This is a genomic window from Paenibacillus sp. CB74 (assembly GCF_055687625.1).
This window is the reverse complement of the sequence record NZ_CM146009.1, coordinates 5,938,751-5,952,877: the sequence shown is the minus strand read 5'-3', so window position 1 is coordinate 5,952,877 and position 14,127 is coordinate 5,938,751. Positions and strand designations below refer to the sequence as shown.

Sequence of the window (14,127 nt, the reverse complement as noted above, 5' to 3'; positions counted from 1 at the left end):
GCTACGTGAGCAACGGACATTTCGGCTGAATTTCATATTCGATGCTGATAATGCCGCTAGGCATAATTCGTAATCAAAAGTGGATTTTTTTGAACAACACTATATAAAGAAAGAAGGTTGCATTCATGTTTACCTATTCATTGGATGAATATACCGAACTCCGGCCGCTGGCCATGGAACACACCAAACCGCTGTTCGAACTCACGGATCGTTCACGGGATCAACTGAGACATTGGTTACCGTGGGTTGATCATGTGACAGAAGTGGAACACACCTCGAACTTCATTACTAATGCATTAAAACAAGGTGCTGAAAATGGCGGCTTCACCGCCGGTGTGTGGTTAAAAGGTGATCTTGCCGGCATCATCGGATTCCACGAGATTAACTGGACCAACCGCTCGGTGAGCATCGGATATTGGCTTGGGAAAGGTTTTGAGGGTCAGGGCTTGATGACAAGCGCTTGTCGCGTTCTGGTTGATTATGCACTGGTCACACTGGATCTGAATCGCGTTGAGATTCGCTCGGCAACGAACAACAAACGCAGTCGCGCTATCCCGGAAAGACTCGGATTCGTTCTAGAGGGTGTCATTCGTCAGGCAGAGAAGCTGCCTAAAGGTTACGTGAACCATGCAGTATACGGCATGCTGCAGCATGAATGGGAACTTTTACGCTAATTTGTTTACATAATTGAGTTAAAATCTAACTAAGACCAACCGTATGCCCCTTTCCTGTGTACATTTTAAACACGGGTGAGGGGCATTCTTGGTTATTGATCCATTTTTTACTGACAATTAAGGTTCCTCTCAGCCTCCCTTCATTCTTGCTCTCTAATATAACGTTGTGGGTGAACACCCATACCAACCTACAGAAGAAAGAAGGATGATCCAGGATGAAGAGAGCCAAAACATCAAGAACAGTAGTGGTTACCAGCGCAATGGCTATGACGATTGCACTCGGTGGAGGCATGTTTGCACATTCAGTAGCTAATGCAGATCCGGCAGCAAACCCTTCAGGCCAGACGGACAACGCTCCTACAATAAATTCACATAAAATAAAACCAGAAGACGGGGTTAGAGGTTTGGGGCCCGGGCTGGAGCGCTATTCGGACGAACTTACCTCCGTGCTTGGCGTGTCTGCCGATGAGCTGAAAGAAGCGCGCAGGTCAGGCAGCACCATTGCCCAGATTGCAGCAACCCAAAATGTAGATGTACAGACCGTCATTGATCAACTGGTCGCAGCGGAGAAAACAGAACTCCAGCAGCAGTTGACCGATGGCAAAATCACACAAACCCAATACGATGAGCGTGCAGCTACAATTACACAACGTGTGACTGACCTGGTAAATGGTAATAAGAAGGACGTTGGAGCAGGTGGGCGTGGTCGGGGTGGATTTGGTGGACCAGGAGCAGAACGTTATACCAAGGAACTGACCTCCATCCTCGGGGTTACAACGGAAGAACTGAAGGAAGCCCGTGAAGCAGGCAGCACTATTGCCGAGATTGCCGCCACCAAGAACGTGGACGTGCAGACGGTTATTGATACACTCGTTACTGCCCAGAAAGCAGAACTGCAACAACAGTTAACCGACGGCAAGATCACACAAAGCCAATTCGATGAGCGCGAGGCAGACATTACTCAACGAGTTACTGACCTCGTCAATGGTAAACAGCCAGAAGGTCCAGCAGGTCACATCCATGATCATGGAGCAAGACCAGACGGCGAGGCCAAGACAGTGCCGAATCCGAATTCCAGCAAAGTCGACAAGTCACCTAATGACAGCATCAAAGACTTATCTTAACAAAGGATTAGGCCCAGAACGTTAGACAAGCACAGGCTTCTTTATACACCCGGTTTAATGCATGAATCAAGATAAAGCCCCTCCTTCTCCACAACAAGTGGACATTAAGGAGGGGCTCTGTCTTGATATCGCAATCCGTTTCCATATCACTTTAAATCTGTCGATCAAACTTCTTCCTTAGAGGGCTCGGACCATACCACCATCCACGATCAATGAGGTTCCGGTGATGTACGTATTGGCCCCGGATAACAGGAACACCACCGCTTTGGCAAACTCCTCTGGTTGACCATAACGGCCGAGTGGAATCTCCTTGCGGAACTGTTCGGAGACTTCATCCTCACTGACTCCGTTCTGCTCTGCCCGTGCAGCGTCCAGCTCACGAATGCGGTCTGTGGCAATACGTCCTGGCGCCACCGTGTTGATTAAAATTCCGTATGGAGCCAGCTCTTGGGATAACGTCTTTGCCAATCCAAAAACGCCGGTACGGAACGTGTTGGACAGCACCAGACCCGGAATGGGCTGCTTTACGGAAGTTGAAGCGATATTCACAATGTGTCCTCCGTGTTCTTTCATATAAGGAAGAGCACCGCGAATCAGCCTTACATAACTGAGCACATTTAATTCAAATGCACGTTCCCAATCCTCATCCGTCAGTGACTCAAATGAACCCGATGGCGGACCACCCGAATTGTTTACCAGAATATCAATCTGCCCGAACAGCTCTGCTGTCTTGTGAATCAGCGCCTCAATATCTTCCTTACGTGTCACATCGGTTGCACAATACTCCACACGTCCACCACCACCAAGCGCCAGAAGCTCCTGCTTCACGGCTGCGAGCTTTTCTTCGCTCCGGCTGGCGAGCATGACGTCAGCACCTTCTGCTGCCAATTGAGCGGCTACCGCTTTGCCCAGCCCGCGGCTGGAAGCCAGCACCAGTGCTTTTTTACCTTGAAGTCCCATGTCCATCGTTGTTCCTCCTCCTCAGCTACATTTCTATTTGGTCTGGATAAAATAACCCATAAGAATGTCGTCCACATCCTTGCCGCCGATATAAAACTCGGACACCAACCTGCCTTCCGTCACAAATCCACACTGGGTATAAAACGTAATCGCTCCCGGATTGCTGGAGAGTACACGCAGCCTGAGCTTACGAACGCCTTGTTGGGCCGCATGCTGCTTGATAGCATCCATCAAAGCAGTAGCGATACCACAACGCCGATCATGAGGATGAACTGCAATATGAATCTCGTAAACGTGACGGTTGACGGGCATACCTGTCGCTGGCTGAAAGCCCACATAACCACATACCCGCTCTCCCTGCACCGCAATCAATTGGCTGCCTGGCGGACAATACTGCAGGTATTGCTGTCTGGAGCGCCATTGCATCGGTGCAGGAGAGGTGTATTTGTCCCATACCAGGGTGTCCAACTCCATGAGCTGTGCTGCATCTTTAATCTCGGATGGACGAATCGTACATGTATGGCTGGTAAGCATAATGATTCAACCTTTCGTGCTATAGTCGACAACGCTGTACGTTACAACGCCGGAAGTTAAGCGAGTGATGAGTTAGAAGTTAGGAAACCATGATTCGTTAGCGACACTGTCTAACTGGCTTTGTTCTATATATTGTAGCATAGCCTCAACGTTGACTAAAATTCCAACCGGGTTTGAACCTTTTCGCATAATGAAATGAAATAAACGTTTAACCTTGCCGTAACGTCATGGTTTATACTGGTTCGATAAGGAGGGGACGCATGATGAATATCAAAGAGGCAGCAAGCAGGCTCGGGATATCGGCGAGAGCCATTCGTTTTTATGAGGAAAAAGGATTAATTCTACCCGCCAAACAGACCACTAACGGGTATCGCACCTACACAGAAAATGATATTTGGCGGCTTCAAACCATTGCTGCGCTGCGTGAGATTGGCATGTCTCTGCAGGATATTACACACGCGCTCGGAGAGATCGATCAGGGGAATCAGCAGCGGCTGGAAGAATATCTGGAGCTGCAACAGGCCGTCATGTATGCCCAATGGATTGAACTGAAACGTATGATGGATACAACCCAGCGTATGATTGATCTGAATCGCCAGGACGGACCGCTGGATGTCAGCCATCTGCACGATCTTGCGGACAGTGCGCGGCGTCTGCGTGAAGCACGGCAGAACTGGCATGATCGGTGGAATTATGACACACAAGCAGCCGTCCATGATCAGCGAGTGCAGGGTGGACACAGGGACAGTGCGAGGCAATCCTTTTCAGAGGACAGGCATCGTTCAGACAACGTCTCGCCTATAAACGATCAGCATGAGATTTCACATCCATATCATAATACAGATGAGTCCACATCGAGTGATTCAAATGATACGGTGCAGTCTTCCTTTTACCTGTATCACAACTATGATGAGGGACTGGAACAGACAGCTCAATGGATCTCGCCCGCCCCAGGCGAGAAAGGACTCGATATCGGTACAGGCACGGGTAATCTCGCAGGAAAACTACTACGTTGCGGCGCAGACATGACTGCAATCGACCAGTCCCGGGAGATGCTGCGCAGATGTCGTACCAAATATCCCGAGATGCAGGTGAAGCTTGGTAATTTTCTGGCTCTGCCTTTTGCGGATCAATCCTTTGACTTTGTTGTATCCAGCTTCGCCTTCCATCATCTGAGTCCAGATCAGCAACTACTGGCCTTACAGGAGATGCAGCGAGTTCTAACCTCGCGCGGACGTATCGGTCTAACGGATCTGATGTTTGTCAATGCTGCTCACCGCGAGGCGTATGTCCGTGAAGCTGAATTATCTGGACACGAAGAACAGTTGCGCGCCTTGCGTGACCGTCACTTCCCTCTGCTGGGTGAGCTATGCGGATGGCTGGAGCAACAGGGGTACGTCACCAAGCATGTGCAGCATAATGAGCTGTTGCACACGTTGCTGGCAGTGCCTTTGCGGTGAACATCGAAACACCAAGAGCGTACAAATGAAATAAATAGATTTACATTAGGACAATGTGTTCTCTCTCACAAAACGCTTCAAAGTACGTCTCCTTCTTATGTATAAAAAAAGACTCCACCATGATGAAAATAGTGGAGTTTTTTTGAGTTTTCCCGCGGTGTCTTCCGTGATTTTTATGCTGAAATAAATATCGTGGAAACCTTTCTATGAATACATAGTGTGTTTCTAAAGCGCTTTTCCCCTAATTTAGTATTTCTTCTTATATCTATATTTGTATTCACAGTAGGAGAAATTCTATATTTCCCTGCTGCCAGTGCTATGGTAGACAGAATAGCACCAGATCATCTAAGAGGTACATACTACGGTGCTCAATCATTCTTGTATTTCGGAAAATTCATAGGACCAATTCTAGGTGGTTTTTTATTGAATCAGCTTGGTGGATCGGGGCTTTTCGTTACCATGGTTTTTTTAACTTTGATCGGTACTGTATTTTATCGTATTAAATTCGAAAGAAATACAACCAAAATCGAGCACAATAATTCTTTTTGATTACTTTAAAAGGATGGCACTGTATTATAATGCCATCCTTTTAGCTATTATTTTTCAAGTGATAGCCACATCTTAAATTATTTCTTGAGAGTACTAATATATCTTAAGCTAATCCACGTGCTACTCTGATGTGTATAAAAAAGTTGCTCTTTGAGATGGCCAGTCTCCAAAATGGTAAAGTGTTTGAAGTGCTCCATTAAATCATCCTCCGTAAAAAAATGAGCATACTTCCCTTTTTTATATTCATATGTACAGGGTTCAATCTGATTTCCTTTTCCATTGTTGCTATCCTCGTCTGAAAATACAGAAAAAAAGCTTACTCCATTGTCATTAAGAAGTTCAATACATTTGTTTATGATTAAATCTCGTTCGTTCTGCTTGAATAAATGAAGAAGATTGTAACAGAATATAGCGTCATATCTCTCTTCTAATTCAATATCAAATATGGAAGCATGAATAAAGTTAGATTTAGTATCAAATTCCCGTGCAAGTTTGATGGCAGTTGACGAAATTTCAATTCCATCTACATCAAAAAAGTTAGATAGTTCCTTGGTATTCCGCCCATATCCCGCTCCTAAAACGAGTACTTTTTTTATATTAAACTGCTTATAAAGTGATATTGCCTTAAATGCCATTTCACTAGGTAAATCTCCCCAAATTCTTCCTTCCATTTCAAATCTATCTTCCCAATAAGACCCCATTAACGATCCCCCCTTGTGATGGAATTTTACAACCATGAACTAAACTGCAATAGATTAATACTAAAATATAATTCTACAAAAAAGAATTGTTTACCTTTGTTATCTAATACAAAAAATATAAAAAGCACCCCCAGTATCTCATTGGATAAAGAAGAATCCAATGAGCATTCTAAAGGATGCATTTTAAGATAGATCGTATAGAGATAGATCACCTTTACAACTTACATAGTATTACATATAAATATCAACGATTGTGCGCTCAGTCGCACTGCGTGCCTGTCTGAACTCATCAAGCGAGATGCAAACCCCGCCCTGACGGTAACGGTTCGCTGTACGCTCGGTGCGAATGTCCTTGCCATTCACCGCTACACGACTCACAGCACCTTCGTTCAAGTGATAGATAAATGTCACTGGCTCACCTGCATACTCGAATTCGAATTGCATGCCGTTCAGCTCAGCTGGCAATACCGGGTCAATGACCAGATCGCCGCCCTCTTGACGAATGCCAAGCGCATTGGAGATCAGCTGGTTCATGTAGATTCCAGGGCCGCTGGAGTAGATTCTCCATCCGCCTTTCACTTGTACAGTCCCTTTACGAAGCTGGTCAAAATGCTCCTGTGCCTCGTAACGCGTATTGAACTTGCCGTCAGAACTACTGAAGTACGAGTTCGCTTGACGAATCTCCGCGTTAGGCACAACCTCTCCGATGCCAACCGGGTTGATCATCGCAAGACCATTCCATACCTGATCTGTCTTGCCAAGCTTCGCCATCGCTTCCACGTAACGGATATGGGCGTGTACATATTGCAAACCAATCTCACGTCCGAAGTTGGATGCTTGCTCTGCACGTTTGAAGTGTGTGCTTACACCGCCAGCATATTGAGCCGGACGATTCATCAGACGCACGCCATCCGGGCACAGGAACTGTTCACGGATCAATGCGTAATGCGATTCTGCTTGCTCCGCATTCAGCAATTCACCGATCATGCTGCGCGTCATTGGCAACAGGCGATATTGAATGCCTGTCTCTGTGTCCGTTGGATGAAGCATCAGCTTCGCTTGGTCGGCTTCTTCCATGTACACAAAGCCCGGAATCACATCTGTGCCCAGCATGTAACGGTTAAAGTCCTCACGAATGCCTTGTGCGAGTACGTCAAGCTCCTTCGCAAAGTCTGCATCCTTGAATTTCAGCGCTTGCGAGAGCACGTTCACGGACTGATACGTCAATGCCACCGTCCAACTGCTCACCATGTATTGCTTCAGCTGTGCATTGGCTGGTTGGAGCGTATCATCCCAATCGCCATCTCCGTAGGAAGACAGGAACGTATCGTGCAGGAAGTGCGAACGGATATATTCGATCTCTTTTTTCGCGTGATCCAGTACCGTTGCTGTCTCTTCCGTGAACCCGAAGCTATGCTTGACGGTATAAGGTACTTTCTCATCCAGGATTGCATAATCGCGAGTTGCTGTCAGGTAGTCCGCCAATACTTTCAATGGCCATACAATAATGTCGCCATGACTTTCTTCCTGTTGAATCGCAAAGTATTTATCAAACATGAACCATTGCGGCCAGTTGCCATCATCTTCGTATTGGTGAGTATAGACCATTTTAATGATATCGCGAACTTGCTCATATTTTTGCGTTGCCATAAAGTACTCCACCGGACCTTGGCATACATCACGTGTACCCCATGCCGCGCCGCCGTATTGCTCCAAACCGTGAGGTACGGAGTAGTGAACCAGCATGTTGTGGGTGTACCACCAAGCCAGCGCATTCACTTTGAACAGATCCTCTGCACTCTGACCTTCTCCACGGGACAAACGGAACCCGTTCATCACACCTGCGAAGAACTCGCGATATGCCTGCACTTCCTCTTCAAAAGTCAGACTTGAGCTTGCTGCCACTCCGCTGTTCGCTTGGCCTTCCAGTACCCCTTGTACCTTCAGCGTCCATTCAGTACTCGCTTCCAGACTAAGTGTAACCAGCGATGCGGAACCACTGCGGATACCACTTGCCAGCAACGTTTCGTCACCTACATTTACAGTCGCACCATCCACCGACATACGGTATTGCAGATCCGGATACGTTTCGGCACTAATCGCTTGTGGGTCAGCTTTGAAGATCAACGTATCGCCATCCTGCGTCATATGCAGCGGATACTCGTATTCATTCACATTCATCGTAATCTGGTTCGTTACCAGGTAACGGTATGCCGCACCACTTGTGGAGCGTACGTTCATGCTTACTTCCGTCGAATGTGCACCTGTGTAATTGGTCACGATGATCGTGTCGGATTCGGTTTTGTAGATCCAGCGTGCATAGTTGAAGCCAATCTCGAACAGGGATGGCATTGTCAGCAGGCGATATTGTCCGTCCATTTCCACATAGATGCGTTGTCCTGCCGTCTTCGGCACGTTCAAGGCATTACGGGCATTACTGATCATTTTATTAAAATTGGTGTTCCCAATAACGAGCTGTGAGTTGAAAATACCGTACATATACGATGTCGTTGTAATAACCTGTGCCCCAAGTTGCACGTTGCCACCACTCATCAGAATGTGACCGTGCGGACGCTCCACAAGTAATTCTTTTGCTTTCAGTACGATATGCTCATAGCTGCCTGTGAAGAAGGATAACAATTCCTCACCGTTGTGCTCTTCCTGATGACGATCAGGGAACAGATCATGAATCTCATCTTGCGTCAGATCAAGCGTTACCAGAGGTTCACCCAGGAAGGAGGACAGTTTCACCTGTTCCAACACGTCGCCATTTTCCACAGTCAGAGCCTGTACTTCATTCCAAGCTGCTGTAACTTCATCTCCGAATTCCAGTGCAGAGATTCCTTCGGCATGATTAGGCTTCGCCAGTCCATAGAAGACCACTTGAGCCTCTCCGTTCAGATTCAGCAGTTCCGATTGCAATGCGGTATAGGCAAATTCATACTGATACGTCTCATTCGCAAGTGTTGGGCGATTCAAGCTCTCTGGTTGATTCGTTTCCTTGTACGACAGACCGAAGAATTGGAATCCATCTGTGGAATAACCGATTGCTTTCGTCAGGGAACCTTGTTGCATATACGGAAATGCACCGCCCTGAGGCTGGTTTTGACGGGAACATACCACATACCCTTTCGCTTCATCTTGGAACACCGTATGGTCAATGTATTGTGACAGATAAGCTTCATTGCTGCGTACCGCACCTGGATCAGCAAGACCCACATCCTGTCCATATACCACATCTACATTTTGTTGTTGTCCAGTGAGCTTCACATCCCAGAACCAAACACCTTGTGGTGTAGCCGTAAATACGACCTGATAGCCGATACCCTGTTCACTGCCTTTCGGCTGGACTGTGCCCTCCCAGATCAACTGGCTGTTGGACTGTGCTTTGCTTGTAATTACTTTGCTATTCGAACGTACACCGAGCAACGGGAACGAGCTGATGTTCTCTCCCTCGTGTACACGCAGGTACAGGTTGTTCAGAGATCCATCAATCTGGTTGCTGAGCAACTGGTTCAACATTGTTGTACCAGATGTAGCCTGGTATAGGTCGCCACTGTTCAAAAAGGTAAAGGATAACTCCCCGGCATTCAACCGGATCGGTTCATTAATCATCGTTGTCATAGGGTTCACTCCTTGAATTAGTATAAGATCGAAACGTTTCGATAAATCTGAAAAAGAATAGGGGCCTCTTCAAACCGGCCTTTTACAGCCCGTCCGGACGATAACCCCATCATTGAACTTTCACTTCAGCATGCAGGCATTTCCTTGGTTGTCAGACTCGGCCTAAACCGAACGTACAGAGCTGCGCTCGATCAGATTAATCGTTAACGTATATGAAGGGTCAACCGCTTCGCCATTGAGCATCTGGAATAACAGATGTCCGGCGAGCGACCCGGCTTCATGCTTCGGCTGGCGTATCGTTGTCAGCGGTGGACGAACATATTCCGACAACTGAATATCATCAAAACCGATCACGGAAATGTCATCCGGCACCGATATACCACGCTCTTCCAAGGCTTTCAGGCCGCCAATGGCCATCTCATCGTTACCGTAAAATACCGCTGAGGGAAGATCGCCCTGCATCATCATCATCTTGGTTGCACTGTATCCACCCTCACGCACAAAGTTGCCATTCAGACGCCATTTGGACTTTTCTTCAAGTCCCGCTTCCCGCATCGCTCGCAGATACCCTTGGTAACGGAGTGCGTTGTCATACGAGTTGGATGGGCCACTGATATAAGCAATCTTCTGATGTCCAGACTGGATCAGATGGTGCGTGGCAAGATAACCGCCTTGCTCTCCATCCACCAGCACGTTGACCAAATGGTCACTCGACAGTTGACGATCCATCACAATGATCGGAAAGCGCTGTCCGGCAGATTCCACCAGAATATCATCATGGATGTTATGCGCCAGGATGATGGCTCCGTCTACTCTTTTTTCACGCAAAAATCTCACTGCCGTTGAATCCCGTCCACCCATGGAGCTGCACGCAATCAGGTCATACCCATTCGTGAGGGCTACATCCTGTACACTACGGATCAACTCCGAGTAATACGGGCCCGACAGATCGGTCAGGATCAAAGCGATCGTGTTCGTCCGGCTCCGCTTCAGGTCCATGGCAAAGCCGTTCTTGCGGTAATTCAGTTCTCGTGCTGCCTCAAGCACCTTAGCCTTGGTCTTGGCACTAACCTTGCTATCCCCGCTCAGCGCATAGGAAGCAGTCGAGAGTGCTACACCTGCCAGCTTTGCCACATCCTTAATCGTTGCCATTCCACGTTCGCTCCTTCTAAACTAGAACAAATTCTAAGGTTATCTACATTTTATACGATACATGGTTGGAACAACCACTTCATCCTGTATTATCGTTTATTAATCTTTATACATATCATAGCTATGGATGTCAATCGAAACGTTTCGAGGTGTTCTCAAAAAAAATCCTTGTCTCCATCCTTACGGCACCATGGTTGAATGTGTCCCGTTCCAGTCCGTACCATTGTCCACACCATTCGTGATGGTTATGACACGTCTTTCAATCTGACGCGCTCTGGACAGTTTATGCCTAACGCAATGAAACTGGCAGTAAACGCCAGATTGAAACGTTTCGACATTTTCATTATAGTCGGTGTTGATAGCGATTTCAACCACTTTGTCCATTTTTCACAGAAAAAGTTGAATTGTCCAATCTGTCCATCCACGTCACTTCATTTATAGTATATACTGCATAATAGTCGAGATCCGAGAATTACGCCAGTATACAAAGGGCATGAATCGAATTATGCCCCTGCTGACATATGTAAGGAGACAGTTATCTAATGAATATTTCCAAGCCCACGTATCATCAAAAATCGCTGTCCCGCTCCATTTCCTTGCAGAAGATTCAGTCTGTACCGGTTGCCCTGTTCAAGCTGTGTCATCTGGTGCAGCTTCACGACCGCGAGGCATTCTCCCGCATAGATGAAATGTGGAACACACTTCATGTACTATACGTTGTTACCGCTGGTCAGGCCAGGATAATTAGTGCAGAGGGAAAACTCACATTAAATGCAGGATCCGCAGTCGTTCGGCAAGCCGAAAACCTGCTTCAGCACGAGAACAAGCGCGGCTCTCTGTCGCCCATACAGGGCATTGCGATTGCATTTGATTCCACTGAAAATGATCATCTGTCCTGGCCTTTCGGGTTACCAGCCCCCATTGTGAGCCGCAATCTCGCTGACAAGGCAGTAGAACTGGTCCAAGCCTGTTCGAAAGGTCAGGATTCCAGTCCTTTCAGGCCACATATGTTGTTCTATGAGTTACTGGACATCTTGCAAGATCATGTGACCCACTCTGCTCCTGAAGATCACTCCTGGCTCGATAACGTGCTCAGACATATCCATCAGATGTATACACATTCGCTGACCCGCGAACAATTGGCACGAGATGCCAATGTGAGTCCCGAGCATTTCTCGAGGGAGTTCAAGAAACATACTGGTCTTACTTTTGTTGAATATGTGACTCGTCTCAGAATCAGGATGGCCCAAGAGCATCTGTTGATCGCGAATCCTACGCTACAGGAAATTGCACAATTGACAGGCTACAGGGACACGTTCTATCTAAGCCGAAAATTCAAACAGATGGTTGGCTCAGCACCAACTCACTATCGGAAAATGCCCAAGAAGATTGTATCATTGACTTACAACTATACAGCCTCACTTCTGGCACTGGGCCACACTCCTCACATGGGAGCGGTAGCAAGCTGGATGGAAGATAAATGTGGTGAACCTGGTCATGAGGGTCATGAAACATTTGAGCAGCATTCCGAATATGAGCTGGTTAAACATCCAGAGCTGATTGCAAATGCTCATCCTGATGTCATTATCGGATATGCACCACATCCCGGTTCAGATGAACTACGTGTAATCGCCCCAACCATTCTGATGCCCTTTGAGGAACTCGATTGGCAGGAGCAGCTTCTTCATCTGGGACGAGTTACCGGGCTTGAATCCAATGCACGGGGGTTATTAGATCGTTATCATCAACTTGAGCAAGAAGCCAATCATACGTTGGATCAATGGATGGAAGGAACACGCGGGTCCGCCGTTTGCATATTTATGATCGGAGAGGACGGCGCTTATATCTATGGTCATGGCTGGGGCAGAGCTTCCCATGTGCTGTATCAATCCCTTGGTTTCACCCCACCCTCACAGATGGTGCAGGATGGGCAGTTACTGACAGGGTACGTTCATGTTCCGTTATCCGAGATTCACTTGTATGCAGCAGATCACATGTTTGTTGCCTACCCTGAGGAACCCTCCGAGCGAGAAAAGCTGGATAACCTGCTGAATCAGGAATTCTGGGGTACCCTCTCCGCCGTTCGGGAAGGACGTGTATACGAGATCGATGCCGACACGTTCTACGGATTTGATCCTTTGTCCGTTATGAAGCAATTGCAGCATATCATGCATCACCTAACATCATAATTGTCCATGCGATAGTGATCATAGTTGTCCATGTACAAAACTCACGTCTTCCTCTATGTTATTAATGAGAATAATAATCATTATTGATTATACATAGGGGGAATAAGGATATGTTTGCTGCAAAAAAACGATTTTCCGGCTTGCTGCTTATGCTTGCCATCATTATGATTCTGGCTGCTTGTAGCAGCGGAACGGGCTCCACTGCCACCGAACAGACATCGGCAACGGGAGCTGAAACGACAACGGCCTCTTCGGAGACGAACACAGACACGTCGTCCGGTTCGGACAATTCGAATGCTACGCGAGTCTACAAGTCATTAAGTGGGGATGTTGAAATTCCGGCTGAACCGAAACGAATCGTGACCGATATGTACGTAAGTGATCTGCTCGCGCTGGGCGTGAAGCCCGTTGGTGCTGTTCAATATTATTTGGAAAACCCGTTCTATGCGGATCAGGTGGAGGGCATTGAAAGTATCGGTGATCGGGCAGCGGTATCGATGGAGAAGGTCATTGCCATGAACCCGGATCTGATCATTACCTACTCTGACCAAGCCAGTGAAATTGAGAGTTATCAAAAGATCGCACCTACCGTAGTAATTCCTTATGGTACATTCACCAATGTACATGACGAAATTCGGGGATTCGGAGAGCTGATGAACAAATCCGAAGCAGCCGAAGCTTGGCTGAAAACGTACGACGAACGGATCGAAGCCGCTCGTGCCAAGGTGAAAACCGTCATCAAACCGGAGGAAACCTTCTCCATCCTTGAAGTATCTGACAAGAGTTATTATGGATATGGAGATAATTTTGGTCGAGGCGGACAGGCGGTCTACAGTGCTTTGCAACTTGCCCCACTCGAAATCACCAAAAAAGAACTGATGGGTGACACCCAATGGAAAGAGATTTCGCGTGAAGTTGTTGGTGATTATGCAGGGGATCATATCTTCTTGACCGTCGGAGAGAACAATAAAAATTACCAAGGCGACTCCATCTGGCAATCCCTGCCGGCTGTGAAAAACAATCAGGTGTACGAATTGCTGGAAGACCGTTACTGGTACTTCGACCCGATTGCAATTCAAGGTCAGGCTGAAGAATTCGCCGATATGATCGTAGAACGTGCGGAGCAAAACCGCAAATAACATAAGCATGAATACAGGTGT

General features: G+C 47.2%; 11 protein-coding genes. 6 read left to right on the top strand and 5 right to left on the bottom strand.

The genetic code is table 11. The annotated features are described in order from the left end of the window. Positions 1-125 precede the first annotated feature (125 nt). Complete coding sequence (locus ACX9NY_RS26215; RefSeq protein WP_253441402.1) at positions 126-674, top strand: GNAT family N-acetyltransferase; 549 nt, start codon at positions 126-128, stop codon at positions 672-674. 215 nt (positions 675-889) lie between these two features. Next, the gene (locus tag ACX9NY_RS26210) at positions 890-1,798 is read left to right on the top strand and encodes a gas vesicle protein GvpG (RefSeq protein WP_472475964.1); all 909 of its coding nucleotides are present in this window, start codon (positions 890-892) and stop codon (positions 1,796-1,798) included. A 177-nt stretch (positions 1,799-1,975) separates the two neighbouring features. Here the strand turns inward: ACX9NY_RS26210 and ACX9NY_RS26205 are convergent, their stop codons facing one another. Then, positions 1,976-2,764 (bottom strand): SDR family oxidoreductase, encoded by a 789-nt coding sequence (locus tag ACX9NY_RS26205; protein WP_472475962.1) that lies wholly within the window; start codon positions 2,762-2,764, stop codon positions 1,976-1,978. A 27-nt stretch (positions 2,765-2,791) separates the two neighbouring features. Next, positions 2,792-3,292 (bottom strand): GNAT family N-acetyltransferase, encoded by a 501-nt coding sequence (locus ACX9NY_RS26200; protein ID WP_472475960.1) that lies wholly within the window; start codon positions 3,290-3,292, stop codon positions 2,792-2,794. A 260-nt stretch (positions 3,293-3,552) separates the two neighbouring features. On the opposite strand from ACX9NY_RS26200, the gene ACX9NY_RS26195 reads away from it, so the two are divergent. Both ACX9NY_RS26195 and ACX9NY_RS26190 read left to right on the top strand, forming a co-directional pair. Beyond that, positions 3,553-4,752, top strand: a complete 1,200-nt coding sequence (locus tag ACX9NY_RS26195) for a methyltransferase domain-containing protein (RefSeq protein WP_472475958.1) — start codon at positions 3,553-3,555, stop codon at positions 4,750-4,752. A 219-nt stretch (positions 4,753-4,971) separates the two neighbouring features. Further along, positions 4,972-5,301, top strand: coding sequence for an MFS transporter (locus ACX9NY_RS26190; protein ID WP_472475956.1), 330 nt, complete (start codon positions 4,972-4,974; stop codon positions 5,299-5,301). Between the two features lie 77 nt (positions 5,302-5,378). Here ACX9NY_RS26190 and ACX9NY_RS26185 read toward each other — a convergent pair whose 3' ends face one another. From ACX9NY_RS26185 to ACX9NY_RS26175, 3 genes are all read right to left on the bottom strand, one after another. Next, positions 5,379-6,002 (bottom strand): class I SAM-dependent methyltransferase, encoded by a 624-nt coding sequence (locus tag ACX9NY_RS26185; protein ID WP_472475954.1) that lies wholly within the window; start codon positions 6,000-6,002, stop codon positions 5,379-5,381. 231 nt (positions 6,003-6,233) lie between these two features. Then, on the bottom strand, positions 6,234-9,626 hold the full coding sequence (locus tag ACX9NY_RS26180) for a GH36-type glycosyl hydrolase domain-containing protein (RefSeq protein ID WP_472475952.1): 3,393 nt from the start codon (positions 9,624-9,626) through the stop codon (positions 6,234-6,236). A 162-nt stretch (positions 9,627-9,788) separates the two neighbouring features. Continuing rightward, positions 9,789-10,778 carry a LacI family DNA-binding transcriptional regulator gene (locus ACX9NY_RS26175; protein WP_342571253.1) on the bottom strand — a complete coding sequence of 330 codons (990 nt, stop codon included), beginning with the start codon at positions 10,776-10,778 and terminating at the stop codon, positions 9,789-9,791. A 542-nt stretch (positions 10,779-11,320) separates the two neighbouring features. Here ACX9NY_RS26175 and ACX9NY_RS26170 point away from each other — a divergent pair. Further along, positions 11,321-12,967 carry an ABC transporter substrate-binding protein gene (locus ACX9NY_RS26170; RefSeq protein WP_472475950.1) on the top strand — a complete coding sequence of 549 codons (1,647 nt, stop codon included), beginning with the start codon at positions 11,321-11,323 and terminating at the stop codon, positions 12,965-12,967. A gap of 110 nt (positions 12,968-13,077) precedes the next feature. After that, positions 13,078-14,106, top strand: a complete 1,029-nt coding sequence (locus ACX9NY_RS26165; protein ID WP_339257739.1) for an ABC transporter substrate-binding protein — start codon at positions 13,078-13,080, stop codon at positions 14,104-14,106. Positions 14,107-14,127 lie beyond the last annotated feature (21 nt).

Coding starts and splice junctions, on each gene's coding strand:
- ACX9NY_RS26215 (WP_253441402.1), top strand. CDS start 126: ATGTTTACCTATTCATTGGATGAATATACCGAACTCCGGCCGCTGGCC.
- ACX9NY_RS26210 (WP_472475964.1), top strand. CDS start 890: ATGAAGAGAGCCAAAACATCAAGAACAGTAGTGGTTACCAGCGCAATG.
- ACX9NY_RS26205 (WP_472475962.1), bottom strand. CDS start 2,764: ATGGACATGGGACTTCAAGGTAAAAAAGCACTGGTGCTGGCTTCCAGC.
- ACX9NY_RS26200 (WP_472475960.1), bottom strand. CDS start 3,292: ATGCTTACCAGCCATACATGTACGATTCGTCCATCCGAGATTAAAGAT.
- ACX9NY_RS26195 (WP_472475958.1), top strand. CDS start 3,553: ATGATGAATATCAAAGAGGCAGCAAGCAGGCTCGGGATATCGGCGAGA.
- ACX9NY_RS26185 (WP_472475954.1), bottom strand. CDS start 6,002: ATGGGGTCTTATTGGGAAGATAGATTTGAAATGGAAGGAAGAATTTGG.
- ACX9NY_RS26180 (WP_472475952.1), bottom strand. CDS start 9,626: ATGACAACGATGATTAATGAACCGATCCGGTTGAATGCCGGGGAGTTA.
- ACX9NY_RS26175 (WP_342571253.1), bottom strand. CDS start 10,778: ATGGCAACGATTAAGGATGTGGCAAAGCTGGCAGGTGTAGCACTCTCG.
- ACX9NY_RS26170 (WP_472475950.1), top strand. CDS start 11,321: ATGAATATTTCCAAGCCCACGTATCATCAAAAATCGCTGTCCCGCTCC.
- ACX9NY_RS26165 (WP_339257739.1), top strand. CDS start 13,078: ATGTTTGCTGCAAAAAAACGATTTTCCGGCTTGCTGCTTATGCTTGCC.